This is a genomic window from Simplicispira lacusdiani (assembly GCF_003604195.1).
GTDB classification, from domain to species: Bacteria; Pseudomonadota; Gammaproteobacteria; order Burkholderiales; family Burkholderiaceae_C; genus Simplicispira; species Simplicispira lacusdiani.
On sequence record NZ_QXGR01000006.1, the window covers coordinates 327,232 to 340,600 of the forward strand.

At 67.0% G+C, this 13,369-nt stretch carries 14 protein-coding genes; 9 read left to right on the plus strand and 5 right to left on the minus strand.

Annotated features, from left to right (window positions below; all coding sequences use genetic code 11):
* Positions 1–70: 70 nt before the first annotated feature.
* Positions 71–727 carry an adenylate kinase gene (adk, locus tag D8S75_RS11040; RefSeq protein WP_119966379.1) on the plus strand — a complete coding sequence of 219 codons (657 nt, stop codon included), beginning with the start codon at positions 71–73 and terminating at the stop codon, positions 725–727.
* Positions 728–779: 52 nt separating this feature from the next.
* Here the strand turns inward: adk and D8S75_RS11045 are convergent, their stop codons facing one another.
* The gene (locus D8S75_RS11045; protein ID WP_119966380.1) at positions 780–1,757 is read right to left on the minus strand and encodes an asparaginase; all 978 of its coding nucleotides are present in this window, start codon (positions 1,755–1,757) and stop codon (positions 780–782) included.
* 74 nt (positions 1,758–1,831) lie between these two features.
* Here D8S75_RS11045 and lexA point away from each other — a divergent pair, with 74 nt between their 5' ends.
* From lexA to D8S75_RS11060, 3 genes are all read left to right on the plus strand, one after another.
* On the plus strand, positions 1,832–2,506 hold the full coding sequence (gene lexA / locus D8S75_RS11050; protein WP_119966381.1) for a transcriptional repressor LexA: 675 nt from the start codon (positions 1,832–1,834) through the stop codon (positions 2,504–2,506).
* Positions 2,507–2,627: 121 nt separating this feature from the next.
* Positions 2,628–3,002, plus strand: a complete 375-nt coding sequence (locus tag D8S75_RS11055; RefSeq protein WP_119966382.1) for a hypothetical protein — start codon at positions 2,628–2,630, stop codon at positions 3,000–3,002.
* Positions 3,003–3,095: 93 nt separating this feature from the next.
* On the plus strand, positions 3,096–4,103 hold the full coding sequence (locus D8S75_RS11060; protein WP_119966383.1) for a D-2-hydroxyacid dehydrogenase family protein: 1,008 nt from the start codon (positions 3,096–3,098) through the stop codon (positions 4,101–4,103).
* A gap of 91 nt (positions 4,104–4,194) precedes the next feature.
* Here D8S75_RS11060 and D8S75_RS11065 read toward each other — a convergent pair whose 3' ends face one another.
* The 4 genes from D8S75_RS11065 to D8S75_RS11080 form a co-directional block, all read right to left on the minus strand.
* Positions 4,195–5,322: a branched-chain amino acid ABC transporter substrate-binding protein gene (locus tag D8S75_RS11065; protein WP_119966384.1), complete on the minus strand. Its 1,128-nt coding sequence runs from the start codon at positions 5,320–5,322 to the stop codon at positions 4,195–4,197.
* Between the two features lie 130 nt (positions 5,323–5,452).
* Positions 5,453–5,725, minus strand: a complete 273-nt coding sequence (locus tag D8S75_RS11070) for a hypothetical protein (RefSeq protein WP_370807591.1) — start codon at positions 5,723–5,725, stop codon at positions 5,453–5,455.
* A gap of 137 nt (positions 5,726–5,862) precedes the next feature.
* Positions 5,863–6,297, minus strand: coding sequence for a DNA polymerase III subunit chi (locus D8S75_RS11075; RefSeq protein ID WP_119966386.1), 435 nt, complete (start codon positions 6,295–6,297; stop codon positions 5,863–5,865).
* On the minus strand, positions 6,294–7,763 hold the full coding sequence (locus D8S75_RS11080; protein ID WP_119966387.1) for a leucyl aminopeptidase: 1,470 nt from the start codon (positions 7,761–7,763) through the stop codon (positions 6,294–6,296). Before D8S75_RS11080 ends, D8S75_RS11075 begins: the two co-directional genes overlap by 4 nt.
* 23 nt (positions 7,764–7,786) lie before the next feature.
* Between D8S75_RS11080 and lptF the strand changes: the two genes are divergently transcribed.
* The 5 genes from lptF to D8S75_RS11105 are packed head-to-tail and all read left to right on the plus strand — an operon-like array spanning position 7,787 to position 12,538.
* Positions 7,787–8,881, plus strand: coding sequence for an LPS export ABC transporter permease LptF (gene lptF / locus D8S75_RS11085; RefSeq protein WP_119966388.1), 1,095 nt, complete (start codon positions 7,787–7,789; stop codon positions 8,879–8,881).
* Positions 8,878–9,984: an LPS export ABC transporter permease LptG gene (gene lptG / locus D8S75_RS11090; RefSeq protein ID WP_119966416.1), complete on the plus strand. Its 1,107-nt coding sequence runs from the start codon at positions 8,878–8,880 to the stop codon at positions 9,982–9,984. The genes lptF and lptG overlap by 4 nt, the downstream gene beginning before the upstream one ends.
* 5 nt (positions 9,985–9,989) lie before the next feature.
* The gene (locus tag D8S75_RS11095) at positions 9,990–10,388 is read left to right on the plus strand and encodes a sirohydrochlorin chelatase (RefSeq protein WP_119966389.1); all 399 of its coding nucleotides are present in this window, start codon (positions 9,990–9,992) and stop codon (positions 10,386–10,388) included.
* Between the two features lie 43 nt (positions 10,389–10,431).
* Entirely contained in the window at positions 10,432–11,373 is a 942-nt protein-coding gene (locus D8S75_RS11100; protein ID WP_119966390.1) for a CysB family HTH-type transcriptional regulator, read from the plus strand.
* Between the two features lie 7 nt (positions 11,374–11,380).
* Positions 11,381–12,538, plus strand: coding sequence for a pyridoxal phosphate-dependent aminotransferase (locus tag D8S75_RS11105; RefSeq protein WP_119966391.1), 1,158 nt, complete (start codon positions 11,381–11,383; stop codon positions 12,536–12,538).
* Positions 12,539–13,369 lie beyond the last annotated feature (831 nt).

Below are 13,369 nucleotides of genomic sequence, written 5' to 3' on the forward strand. Positions count from 1 at the left end.
AGCACCGCATCCGGGGGCAGCGCCCCGTGGCCCGCAGTGCCGCCAGGTTTCACACACTTAGAGGACTTCCATGAGACTGATTCTGTTGGGCGCGCCCGGCGCCGGCAAGGGCACGCAGGCCACCTTCATCTGCCAGAAATACGGCATCCCGCAAATCTCGACCGGCGACATGCTGCGCGCCGCCGTCAAGGCCGGCACGCCGCTGGGCCTGCAAGCCAAGGCGGTGATGGAGTCGGGTGGTCTGGTCAGCGACGACCTCATCATCAACCTGGTGAAAGAACGCATCGCCCAGCCCGACTGCGCCAACGGCTTTCTGTTCGACGGCTTCCCGCGCACCATCCCCCAAGCCGATGCCATGAAGGCCGCCGGCGTGAAGCTGGACTACGTGCTGGAAATCGACGTGCCGTTCGACGCCATCATCGAACGCATGAGCGGCCGCCGCTCGCACCCCGGCAGCGGCCGCACCTACCACGTCAAGTTCAACCCCCCCAAGGTGGCGGGCAAGGACGACGCGACCGGCGAAGACCTCATCCAGCGCGATGACGACAAGGAAGAGACCGTGAAGAAGCGCCTGGAGGTCTACAGCGCCCAGACGCGTCCCCTGGTGGACTACTACTCCGGCTGGGCCGCCCAGGACCCCGCAGCCGCCCCCAAGTACCGCGCCATCAGCGGCACCGGCAGCGTCGAGGAAATCACCACGCGCGCGCTCGCGGCCCTGGCCGGCTGAGAGCCGCTCGCGGCCCTTTGGCGAACGCCCCGCTTGCGGGGCGTTTTTCTTTTCAGCGTGCGGGTGGCTGCGCCCCCAGCAACTCCAAGAGCAGCGACACCCGGGCCTTCACCGGAATCAGGCCCGACGCCAGCGGCAGCGCCGCTTCGGCCCACGGCAGGGCCAGCACCTGCCCCAGGGGGCAGCGCGTGGTCACGCGGACGGCCACGCCGGCCTGCTGCGCGCGCTCCAGCGCCGCCTGCAGCGCGTGGTGCAGGGTGCCGTTGCCCGTGGCCGCCACCACCAGGCCTTGCACCCCGTCGCGCACCAGCGCATCCACCGTCGAGCCACTCGCGCCGGCGTAGTTCATAACGATCTCGACACGCGGCCAGGGGGCGCCCGCCGCTATCTTTTCCAGAGCTGATTGCGCCCATCCCGCCTGGGCTTGAGGCCAATCCTGCGCCAGGCGCACGCGCCCCTCCTCCACCCAACCCAGCGGCCCGCCCTCACCCGAGCTGAAGGCGTCGACACGGTAGGGGTGCACTTTCTGCACTTGCCGCGCACCATGCACCGCCCCGGCGCACACCGACACAACCCCGCGAGCGCCGGGAGCATTGGCCACGGCCAGGGCATCCAACAGATTCTGCGGCCCGTCGGGCGCGATGGCTGTCGCCGGGCGCATCGCGCAGGTCAGCACCACGGGCTTGCGCGCGTCAAGCACGCTGTGCAGGAACCAGGCCGTCTCTTCGAGCGTATCGGTTCCATGGGTCACCACGATGGCTCGCACGCTGTCATCGGCCAGGTGCGCGCGGCAGCGGTGCGCCAGCGCGGCCCAGACGGCGAATTCCATGTTCTTGCTGTCGATCTGCGCCACCTGCTCGACCACCAAAGGCCCTTGCGCGGCCTGCGCCAGTCCAGGCACGGCTTCGAGCAGGTCCTGCACGCCCACCTGGCCCGCCACGTAGCCGATGTTGTCGCCCGCCACGCCCGCCTTGCCGGCAATGGTGCCGCCGGTGCCCAAAACAACGATTTTTCCTGCGCTCACTTGCATCCCCTGGAAAACTGGTTAAAAATACAGTTACTGGATTAAAAAACAGCCCATCACCCGCACCATTGGAGCCTTCCATGCTCAACAGCCCCAAGCTCACGGCCCGCCAACAGCAGATTCTGGACCTGATCCAGACCGCCATCTCGCGCACCGGCGCCCCGCCCACGCGCGCCGAGATCGCCGCCGAGCTGGGCTTCAAATCGGCCAATGCCGCTGAAGAGCACCTCCAGGCCCTGGCACGCAAGGGCGTGATCGAGCTGGTGAGCGGCACCTCGCGCGGCATCCGCCTGCGCGGCGACGCGGTGCGTTCCATCAACGCCGCGCGCGGCACCCAGTACAGCCTGCCCATCCCCGGCCTCTCGCAACTCATGCTGCCCCTGGTTGGCCGCGTGGCCGCAGGGTCGCCCATTCTCGCGCAGGAACACGTGGACCAATCGTATTGCGTCGAGGACAGCCTGTTCCAGCACAAGCCCGATTACCTGCTCAAGGTGCGCGGCATGTCCATGCGCGACGCAGGCATCATGGACGGCGACCTGCTGGCGGTGAAGATCGCCCACGAGGCGCGCAACGGCCAGATCATCGTGGCCCGCCTGGGCGACGACGTCACCGTCAAACGCCTGCGCCGCACGGCCCACGCCATCGAACTGCTGCCCGAAAACCCCGACTACCCGGTGATCGTGGTCGAACCCGGCGAGCCCTTCGCCATCGAGGGGCTTGCCGTGGGGCTGATCCGCAACACCATGCTCATGTAGCACCGCATCCGCACCCCGCAGGTGGCGGGCGTTGGGCGGGCTGCCATGGCCCGCCAGCCCTGCGCTGGTGCCCTATTCGCAATCCTGCCTGTGTTCAACCTCTGATCTCTGGAGTTTTCACATGGGAATTGCCCTCTTGGCCGCATCGACCCTGGCCCACCCCCTGACCGCGCTGCACCGCTGGTGGAGCCGCCGGCGCCCACCCCTGCCGCAGCACGGCAGCGGCATGCATTCCGAGCCAGCGGACCCGGCCCAGCCCTGCGCGCCGCATGCCATGGGCACACCCGCACGGCCCGCCACGGGCCCGCAGTCCCGCGCCATGGCATCCAGCCGCTCGGCACCGGCCAGGCCCTCGGCATGCCCCGTGCGCGCGGCGCCAACCCCCGACCACCCCCTGCGCGTGCTGCGCAGGCATGGCCGCATGGTGATCGCCGGTCGCATGGCCGACGTCTGCGCCGAATTGGAGCGCCTGGCTGCCTGCGAGCCCCAGCACTGACCACGCATCCCACGCCCGGCCAGCCGCCCCCGGACACCGCATGGCCGGCCCCTGAGGGACGCCCGCCCCCCCGCGCCAAGGCACAATGTGGGGATGAACATTGTGATCCTGGATGACTATCAAGACGCCGTGCGCAAACTGCATTGCGCATCACGCCTAGATGCCTATTCCGCCAAGGTCTATACCAACACGGTCAAGGGCCTGGGCCAGTTGTCGGTGCGCCTGAAGGACGCCGACGTCATCGTGCTGATCCGCGAGCGCACCCACATCACGCGCCAGCTCATCGAGAAGCTCCCCCGCCTCAAGCTCATCGCGCAGACCGGCAAGGTCGGCAGCCACATCGACGTGGCAGCCTGCACCGAGCGCGGCATCGCGGTGGCCGAGGGCGTGAGTTCGCCCGTGGCGCCCGCGGAACTGGCCTGGGCGCTCACCATGGCGGCCATGCGCCGCCTGCCCCAGTACATCGCCAACCTCAAGCACGGTGCCTGGCAGCAATCGGGGCTGAAAGCGGCCAGCATGCCGCCCAATTTCGGTATCGGCAGCGTGCTGCGCGGCAAGACGCTGGGCATCTGGGGCTACGGCCGCATCGGCCAGATCGTGGCCGGCTACGGCAAGGCCTTCGGTATGAATGTGCGCGTCTGGGGTCGTGAGCCCTCGCGCGCCCAGGCGCTGACCGACGGCTACCAGGCCGCCAACTCCTGCGAGGAGTTCTTTTCACAGTGCGATGTGATCTCGCTGCACCTGCGCTTGACGGAAGAAACGCGCGGCATCATCACGCTGGAAACACTGTCGTGCATGAAACCCACGGCCCTGCTGGTCAACACCTCGCGCGCCGAGCTCATCGAACCCGATGCCTTGATCGCCGCCCTGAACCGCGGCCGCCCCGGCATGGCGGCCGTGGACGTTTTCGAAAGCGAACCCATCCTCCAGGGCCACGCGTTGTTGCGCCTGGAAAACTGCATCTGCACCCCGCACATCGGCTACGTGGAACAGGACCACTATGAGCTGTACTTCGGCGCCGCCTTCGACAACGTGGTGAACTTCATGAAAGGCACTCCCACCAACATCGTGAATCCCGGCGCCCTGCAAGTGCGCCGCTAACCCCCGTCGCATGCAGCGGCAAAGAAAAAGGCTTCCCGGAGGAAGCCTTTTTTGATGGCACCGGCAAGTAGCCGGTGCACTGCGGTCCGCTTCAGTTCAGGGGAGACTTCTTGCCGTCCTTGTAGACGTACAGCGTGATGGCGGGGTTCTTCATTTCGCCGTTGGGTTCGAACGCGATGTTGGCGGTCACGCCCTTGAAGTTGGCCTTGGCCAGCTCGGGGATGTACACCTTGGGGTCGGTCGAGTTGGCGCGCTGCATGGCGTCAACCAGCAGCATCGTGGCGTCGTAGGTGTAGGGGCTGTAGACCTGGAACTGGTTGGGGTACTTGGCGTCGTAGCGCTTCTTCCATTCCACGCCGCCAGGCATCTTGGCCAGCGAGGCGCCGCCTTCAGCGCAAACCACGTTGGCCAGGGTCTTGGCGCCAGCGGCCAGCTTGGCGATTTCAGAGGTGCAGATGCCGTCGCCGCCGAAATACTTCACGTTGGACATGCCCAGTTGTTCCATCTGGCGCAGCATCGGGCCACCCTGGGGGTCCATGCCGCCGAAGAAGATGGCGTCGGGGTTCTTGGCCTTGATGGCGGTCAGGATGGCCATGAAGTCGGTGGCCTTGTCGGTGGTGAACTGCTCGTCCACGACCTTCATGCCCTTCTCGGCGGCAACCTTCTTGAACACGTTGGCGACGCCCTGGCCGTAAGCGGTACGGTCGTCGATGATGGCAACCGTCTTGAGCTTCAGCGTCTCAGCGGCGTAGGCAGCCAGGCCAGCGCCCAGGGCGTTGTCGTTGGCGATGATACGGAAGGTGGTCTTGTAGCCGGGCTTGGTCAGGTTGGGGTTGGTGGCAGCGCCGGTGACGTGGGGAACGCCGCAGTCGTTGTAGACCTTGGAGGCGGGGATGGTGGTGCCCGAGTTCAGGTGGCCCACCACGCCGACGACCTTGGAGTCGCACAGCTTTTGCGCGGCAGCGGTGCCTTGCTTGGGGTCAGCGGCATCGTCTTCGGCGATCAGTTCGAGCTTGACCTTCTTGCCGCCGATCGTGACACCCTTGGCATTGAGGTCTTCAATGGCCATGCGCGCGCCGTTTTCGTTGTCCTTGCCGTAGTGGGCTTGGGCGCCGGAAACCGGAGCCACGTGACCGATCTTGACCACATCTTGTGCAGAGGCCATACCAGCAACAGCCGCGATAGCAGCAACTACGGTCAGTTTCAACTTCAATTGCATAGGAATCTCCAGTAAAGATAAATGCTGAGATCGTTCTTATTTCTCAACGCCAGCAAACATACCTCAATTTGAACGCCGAGACACTAGGGAACACGATGAAAGATCGAAGAAACCACAAGGCAAAACCCTGTCAACGCAACACGGGTTGTGATGCGCCATTCGCCAGTTCATCGGCCACGGCTTCATAGACGCAATGCCGCACCACCGACTCGACCTCTTCGCGCAGCCGTGGAAGCACAGAGCGCGTCTGTTCCTGCACCACCGTGGCGATGGCCTCGCGCAGGCGGGTCTCAAGCATCACGTCAACGCGCTGCATGACGCGGTGCACCATATGTTCCTCGAAGCCCTCGGGCAGCTGTGGCGCGGGCGGGGCTGGCTGCGGAGCCGGGATGCTGGCACGCACGGCCGGCGGCGGTGGCGGGGCAGTTGGCGGCGCAGCGGCGGGGAGTGGCAGCCGGGAGGCCGGCACGGCATCCCCACGCACCACTTCGGTGAGCGTCGGTACGAAGCGGGGCGGCGTGCGGGGCGGCGTGCTCGACATCAGGCGGCTTTCTGCACCAGATCGTGGCGCACCATGGAATAGCCGCGCTGCGCATAGTGGCGCCAGCGGGCCCTTGCGTGTTGGCGGTCGGCTTCGTCGCTGGCGCTGACGACCTCGACGAGCCGGGCGAAGCTGGAGAAGCCCGGCGGTACCTCATCGCCCAGATTCAGCAGCACATCGTGGTGGGGCGACTGGCCCGGATCGGTCACCAGGACAACGGGGGAAGCCGCCAGCAGCCGAGGATCGGCATCGCCCCGGCAATGCGCCACGAAGTCATGGGCCGCCATGTTCCAGAGCATGGGATCGAGGCGGTCCAGCACCTCGGCCTGCCCCAGGATCGCCAGCCGCAGGTCGCCCTGCAGCAGCTTGCGCGCATAGCGGCAGGCGTGCGCCAGCTTGTCCGGCGCATTGAAGTGGAAGGAGATTTCCGTCATGCCTTCGGAGCGCGCCGCGCGGGCACCTTCGCTGCCTGGCCCAGCAGGTAGTGCACCAGCAGCCCCACCGGGCGCCCGGTGGCCCCCTTGGCGGCGCCGCTCTTCCAGGCCGTGCCGGCAATATCGAGGTGCGCCCAGGGGAACTCGCCCACGAAGCGCTGCAGGAACTTGGCCGCCGTCACCGCGCCGCCGGGGCGGCCCGCCACGTTGCCAACGTCGGCGAAATGGGACTTCAGGCCCTCGGCGTAGTCCTCGTCGAGCGGCAGGCGCCAGCACAGGTCGTCTGCGGCCTCGCCGGCCTGCAACAGTGCGTCGGCGAGCGCATCGTCGGTGGCGAACATGCCGCTGCGCACGCCGCCCAGCGCAATCACGCAGGCCCCCGTCAGCGTGGCGATATCGACCACGGCCGCCGGCTTGTAGCGCGCAGCGTAGGTCAGCGTGTCGCACAGAATTAACCGGCCCTCGGCGTCGGTGTTGAGGATCTCGATGGTCTGGCCGCTCATGCTGGTGACTACATCACCGGGCTTGATGGCGCGGCCGTCGGGCATGTTCTCGCAGGCGGGCACCAGGCCCACCACGTTGATGGCCGGCTGCAGCTCGGCCAGCGCGCGGAACACCCCAAGCACGCTGGCGGCGCCGCACATGTCGAACTTCATCTCGTCCATCTCGGGGGCCGGCTTGATGGAAATGCCCCCGGTGTCGAAGGTGATGCCCTTGCCCACCAGCACCACCGGCGCCTGCGTCTTGGCGGCGCCGCTGTAACGCAGCTCGATGAAGCGCAGCGGCTCCTCGGAGCCCCTGGCCACGGCAAGAAAGGCGCCCATGCCCAGGCGCGACACCTCGGCCGGCCCCATGACCTTGCACTGGACGCCCGGGTGCTTGGCCAGCGCCTTGGCGGCGTCGGCGAGCAGCGCGGGAGTGGCATGGTTGGCGGGGCGGTTGCCCCATTCCCGGGCGTATTCCACGCCGGCCACCACGGCCACGGCATGCGCGAAGGCATCGGCCACCCCGTCGGCGTCGGCCACGCCCACCACCACCCGGCCCAGCGTGCGCGCCTCGGCCTTGGGCTTGGTCGTGGTGTAGACGTAACTGGCATGGGCCACGTTCTGCACCACCGAGGCCACGGCACCAGGCCGAACCACACCCGCCAGGCAGACCACGGCGCGCTTGACCGCGCCGGCCTTGAAGACCGGGCCAATGGCGGCCAGTGCCTGGCGCACCGCGCGCGCGTCGCCCTTGCCCATCCCGGCCAGCACCACGCGCCGCGCCGCGATGCCAGGTGCATGGTAGAGCTGCAGGTGCTTGCCGGGCTCGGTTTCCAGGTCCTTGTTCTTGAGCGCGAGCGCCACCAGGGTGGAGAGGGCATCGGCGCCAGGCTGGAAGCCCTCCGGCACCAGCAGGACCAGCAGGTCGCATTTCTCGGATACCGCGCCGGACAGGTCCAGGGTCTTGAGATCGAAGTTCATAATCGCCCTTTTCTAACGAGCCAATGTTATTCGATTCATCCATCCGCAAGGAGCTTGCGCGCAGCTTCGGCGCGACCCTGGTGGTGCTGGTCACCGTGGTCATGACCATGATGCTGATCCGCACGCTCGGCCAGGCCTCGCGCGGCAGCGTGAGCCCGTCCGACGTGATGCTGGTGATGGGCTTCACCGTGCTCGGACAGTTGCCGACCATCCTGAGCCTGAGCCTGTTCGTGGCCATCGTCGGCACCCTCTCGCGCATGTACCGCGACAGTGAAATGGTCATCTGGTTCGCCAGCGGCAAGGGGCTGGCCAGCCTGCTGCCCCCGCTGCTGCGCTTCGCCTGGCCGGTGATGCTGGTGGTGGCCGTGCTGTCGCTGGGCGTGTGGCCGTGGGCCAACCTGCAGATCCAGGAACTGCGGGCGCAATACGAGCAGCGCGGCGACATCGATCGCATCGCCCCCGGCGAGTTCCAGGAATCCGCCAGCGGCAACCGGGTCTTCTTCATCGACAAGGACAGCCCCGACCCCCAGTCCGCGAACAACGTGTTCATCCTCCAGACAGAGCGCGGCAGCGAGACCGTGACCTCGGCGCGCAGCGCTCGCCTGGAAGTGCGCGAGGGCGAGCGCATGTTGATGCTCACCCAAGGCCAGCGCATGGAAACCGCCACCGACAAGCCCGGCGTCAAGATCAGCGAATTCGCCGAATACAGCACCCGCATCGGCGCCGCGCCCCCCAGCGCACCGAACGAGTTCTCGGCCAAGACCCGCGGCACCTTGCAACTTCTGGCCGACCCGAGGCCCGTGCATCTGGCCGAGATCGGCTGGCGCCTGGGCCTGGCGCTCGCGGCGTTCAACCTCGTGGTGCTGGCGCTGGCGCTCTCCAGCGTCAACCCGCGCGTGGGCCGCAGCGGCGGCCTGATGTTCGCCCTGTTCACCTTCATCGTCTACTACAACCTGATGACCCTGGGACAGAGCTGGGTGAGCGGCGGCAAGCTCTCGCTGCCCGCCTACATCGCCCTCCTGCACGGCGGCACGTTCGCCTTCGCCGCCCTGGTGCTGGCGGCGCGGCACAACCAATGGTCGGTCCGCCGCCTCTGGCGCCCGGGGAGCGCCGCATGAAGACCATCCGCAAACTGGTGCACCGTGAAATCATCGCGGCGGTGGCCTTTGTCACGCTCGGCTTCCTGGCGCTGCTGTTGTTCTTCGATCTGGTCGATGAACTGCGCTGGGTCGGCCGCAGCCCCACCGGGGAATACACGATATCGCATGCCCTGCTGTACGTGGCCCTGGGCATCCCGAGCCACCTCTACGAGCTGCTGCCGATCACGGTGCTGATCGGCACCATCTTCGTGATGGCCCGCCTCGCGCAAAGCTCGGAATTCACCATCATGCGCACCAGCGGCCTGGGGCCGGTGCGCGCGCTGCGCACGCTGCTGGCGCTGGGCGCGGTGTTCGTGCTGCTCACTTTCGCCATTGGCGACTACATCGCTCCGCTCAGCGACCGCGCCGCGCAATTGGTCAAGGCCCGCCACCTGGGGCGCCTGACCACGGGAGCGACCGGCGCCTGGCTCAAGGAGCGCCAGGGCGATCAGTCGTTCGCCGTGAACGCGCGCGCCATCGCGCCCGACGGCGGCATGATGGGCGTGCGCATCTTCGAATTCGACAACCAGGGCCGCTTGACGGGCCAGATCCATGCCGAAACCGCGCGCTTCGAACCCGATGGTGCCTGGAGCCTGAACCGGGTGCTGCGCAGCCGTTTCCTCCACCCAGAAAACGGCGATGCGCATGTGGAGCACCTCCAATCGGACCTGCTGCGCTGGCCCACGCAGATCAGCGCCGACATGGTGGCCGCCGCCGTGCTCAAGCCCGACCGCATGGCCACGCTCGACCTGTTCCAGTACACCCGCCACCTCAAGGCCAACGGCCAGTCGGCACAGCGCTACGAGATCGAGTTCTGGCGCAAGGTGTTCTACCCGCTCTCCTGCCTGGTGATGGTGGTGCTGGCCCTGCCCTTCGCCTACCTGCACTTCCGCTCGGGTTCGCTCGCGGGCTATGTGTTCGGCGGCGTGATGGCGGGCATCAGCTTCTTTCTGCTCAACAACCTGTTCGGCTTCGCCGGCAACCTGCAGAACTGGTCGCCCTGGCTCACGGCCGCGGCGCCAGGCATCATCTACTCGCTGGCCTCGCTGGCTGCCTTCACCTGGCTCGTCTTGAGGCGCTGACCACCATGACCACCCTGCCCCACACCACCGGCATCGTCCTGTTCGCCCACGGTTCGCGCGACCCGCTCTGGCGCGCGCCCATCGAGGCGGTGCAAAACCACATCCTCGCGCACCATCCCGGCGTGGCCGTGCGCTGCGCCTACCTGGAGCTATCCACCCCCGACCTGCCCCAGGCCGTGCAGGAGCTGGTGGACCAGAGGGCCCTCGGCATCACCATCGTTCCCATGTTCCTGGGCACCGGCAAGCACGCCCGCGCGGACCTGCCCGTGCTGGTGGACGGCCTGCGCGCGCAGCACCCGGCCGTGCAGTTCACCGTGCAGGGCGCCATTGGCGAAGATCCGCGCATGACGGCCTTGATGGCGGCCATCGCCTGCTCTGCGCCTCTCGGGGTTACGCCGACTTAGATAAATGCAGCATAATGATGCGACTCCTTAGCCGCATTTCAGTATGAACCTGCACCAATTCCGCTTTGTCCAGGAAGCCGCGCGCCGCAACCTCAATCTGACGGAAGCGGCCAAGGCGCTGCACACCTCGCAGCCCGGCGTGTCAAAAGCCATCATCGAACTCGAAGGCGAGCTGGGAATAGAAATCTTCGCGCGCCACGGCAAGCGGCTCAAGCGCATCACCGAACCCGGGCAGCACGTGCTCAGGAGCATCGAGTTGATCATGCGCGAGGTCGGCAACCTCAAACGCATCGGCGAGCAGTTCAGCGCGCAGGACAACGGCACGCTCTCCATCGCCACCACGCACACCCAGGCGCGCTATGTGCTGCCGGTGCCCGTGGCCAAGCTGCGCGAAGCCTACCCCAAGGTCAACATCAGCCTGCACCAGGCCACGCCGCACGAGGTGGCGCGCATGGTGATCGACGAGGTGGCCGAGATCGGCATGGCCACCGAATCGCTGGCCGACTACCCCGAGCTGGTCACCCTGCCCTGCTACGAATGGCAGCACGTGCTGGTGCTGCCGCCCGGCCACCCGCTGGCGCAGAAGGACCGCGTGGGCCTGGACGACATCGCCCACGAGGCGCTCATCACCTACCACCCTTCCTTCACCGGGCGCGGCAAGATCGACGCCGCCTTCGCCGCCCGCCGCCTGCAGCCGCGCATCGCGCTCGAAGCCATCGATTCCGACGTCATCAAGACCTATGTGCGCCTGGGCCTGGGCATCGGCATCGTGGCCGAGATGGCCATGCGCGACGACCCGCTGGGCGACCTCGTGGTGCGCCCCGTGGGCCACCTGTTCGGCCAGAGCGTGGCCCGCGTGGCCTTCAAGCGCGGCGCCTACCTGCGCAACTTCGTCTACAAGTTCGCCGAATTGCTGAGCGACCGCCTGAGCCGCGAACTCGTGGCCCGCGCCATGAGTGGCCAGGTGAATGACTACGAGCTGTGACATCCCCATGACCGAACGTACCCCCGCCATCTCCAGCCGGCTGCCCCAGGTGGGCACCACCATCTTCAGCGTCATGTCGGCACTGGCCGCCGAACACGGCGCCGTGAACCTGGGCCAGGGCTTCCCCGACTTCGACTGCGACCCGGCATTGATCGACGCCGTGCACCAGGCCATGCGTGCCGGCCACAACCAGTACCCGCCCATGCCCGGCGTGCCAGCGCTGCGCCAGGCGGTTGCTGCAAAAATCGAAGCCATCACTGGCCGCCGGTATTCGCCCGACACAGAAATCACCATCACGGCGGGCGCCACGCAGGCCATTCTCACGGCCATCCTGGCCATCGTGCACCCGGGCGACGAGGTCATCGTTCTCGACCCCTGCTACGACAGCTACGTGCCCAACATCGAGCTGGCCGGTGGCAAGGCCGTGCGCGTGCCGCTCACGCCCGGCACCTTCCGGCCCGATTTCGGCAAGATCAGCGCCACCCTCACGCCGCGCACCCGCGCCATCCTCATCAACAGCCCGCACAACCCCAGCGCCACCGTCTGGAGCGCCGAGGACATGCAGACGCTGCAGGATCTGCTGGCACCCACCGATGTGCTGCTCATCAGTGACGAGGTGTACGAGCACATGGTGTTCGACGGCGCGGAGCACCAGAGCGCGGCGCGCTTTCCTGGCCTGGCGGCACGCGCCTTCATCGTGTCGAGCTTCGGCAAGACCTTCCACGTCACGGGCTGGAAGGTCGGCACCGTGGCCGCGCCCGCGCCGCTCATGGCCGAGTTCCGCAAGGTGCACCAGTTCAACGTGTTCACGGTGAACACGCCCATGCAGCACGGCCTGGCGGCCTACCTGCAGGACCCCGCGCCCTGGCAGCAACTGCCCGCCTTCTACCAGGCCAAGCGCGACCTGTTCCGCCAGGGGCTGGAGGGCTCGCGCCTGCGCCTGCTGCCCAGCACGGGCAGCTACTTCCAATGCGTGGACATCTCGGCCGTGAGCGACCTGGGCGAAGCCGACTTCTGCCAGTGGCTCACGCGCGAGATCGGCGTGGCGGCCATTCCGCTGTCGGCCTTCTACGGTGACGGCTTCGACCAGCGCGTGGTGCGCTTCTGCTTCGCCAAGAAGGACGACACGCTGCGCGAGGCGATTGCGCGGCTGCGCAGGCTCTGACGATCGCAGGTCTGCTGCGCTTCGGCTGGGTGGGCAGTTGGTTGTTTTTGGCTCTGGAGCTTTTTTGGCAAGCGCTGGCAGCTACTGTTTTGATAGCAGCCTTTGTGCCTTGTTTGAAGGCGGGTGCCGGGAGGTGCCCCCGGCAGGGCACCTTCTTTTCTTGTCTCGCCAAGAAAAGAAGGCAAAAGAAGGCGACCCCGCTGTCTGCGTCCCTCCGCTTCGCTGCGGGCAACCTGCGGTGCTCGGTCACTGGGTGCGCCGTGGAACTCGCTTTGCGCTTGCAGCGCGCCGCTCGGACAACCACGGCGAGCCAGTTTACGAAGCGTGTGTGTCCTGCGGCACACCCGCCACCCCGCGCCCTGCGCTCCTCGGCGCATACAGAAGGGGTAGGGAAAGTCCAAACAGCCACACGGGCCATCGCTTTGCTCGGCCTGGCCTGCGCAGCGCAAGGCGCTTGCGCCCGCGAATGCAGGGCCGAGCGCAGCGATGGCCTGTGTGGATTGCGGTTTTCAAACCCCCTTCTGGCTGCGCCTGCGGCGGGGCACTTGCGGGGTGGCATGCGCGTCGGAGCGCGCATGCTTCGTTGACTGACTCGCCGCGTTTGTCCGAACGGAGCGCCGCAGGCGCGCAGTGAGTTATGCGGCGCACCCCGCAAGTGCCCCGCCGCAGGTTTGCCCCGAAGGGGTCGCAGACTGAGGGTCGCCTTTCTTTTGCTTGGCGGTCTCAAATCTGAAGTGCAACACCACCATTGAGAATCAGCGAATGGTAGCGCCCTGGCGCTGCGCAATGGCCTGCATGAACTGCTGGAATGCTTGGTACGGAGACTTCCAG

What these genes read in the sequence shown, in the direction of transcription:
- lptG (WP_119966416.1), top strand. Translation starts at nt 8,878, where the DNA reads ATGAAGACCATCCGCAAACTGGTGCACCGTGAAATCATCGCGGCGGTG.
- D8S75_RS11100 (WP_119966390.1), top strand. Translation starts at nt 10,432, where the DNA reads ATGAACCTGCACCAATTCCGCTTTGTCCAGGAAGCCGCGCGCCGCAAC.
- D8S75_RS11095 (WP_119966389.1), top strand. Translation starts at nt 9,990, where the DNA reads ATGACCACCCTGCCCCACACCACCGGCATCGTCCTGTTCGCCCACGGT.
- D8S75_RS11060 (WP_119966383.1), top strand. Translation starts at nt 3,096, where the DNA reads ATGAACATTGTGATCCTGGATGACTATCAAGACGCCGTGCGCAAACTG.
- D8S75_RS11055 (WP_119966382.1), top strand. Translation starts at nt 2,628, where the DNA reads ATGGGAATTGCCCTCTTGGCCGCATCGACCCTGGCCCACCCCCTGACC.
- lexA (WP_119966381.1), top strand. Translation starts at nt 1,832, where the DNA reads ATGCTCAACAGCCCCAAGCTCACGGCCCGCCAACAGCAGATTCTGGAC.
- D8S75_RS11065 (WP_119966384.1), bottom strand. Translation starts at nt 5,322, where the DNA reads ATGCAATTGAAGTTGAAACTGACCGTAGTTGCTGCTATCGCGGCTGTT.
- adk (WP_119966379.1), top strand. Translation starts at nt 71, where the DNA reads ATGAGACTGATTCTGTTGGGCGCGCCCGGCGCCGGCAAGGGCACGCAG.
- D8S75_RS11075 (WP_119966386.1), bottom strand. Translation starts at nt 6,297, where the DNA reads ATGACGGAAATCTCCTTCCACTTCAATGCGCCGGACAAGCTGGCGCAC.
- D8S75_RS11105 (WP_119966391.1), top strand. Translation starts at nt 11,381, where the DNA reads ATGACCGAACGTACCCCCGCCATCTCCAGCCGGCTGCCCCAGGTGGGC.
- lptF (WP_119966388.1), top strand. Translation starts at nt 7,787, where the DNA reads ATGTTATTCGATTCATCCATCCGCAAGGAGCTTGCGCGCAGCTTCGGC.
- D8S75_RS11080 (WP_119966387.1), bottom strand. Translation starts at nt 7,763, where the DNA reads ATGAACTTCGATCTCAAGACCCTGGACCTGTCCGGCGCGGTATCCGAG.
- D8S75_RS11045 (WP_119966380.1), bottom strand. Translation starts at nt 1,757, where the DNA reads ATGCAAGTGAGCGCAGGAAAAATCGTTGTTTTGGGCACCGGCGGCACC.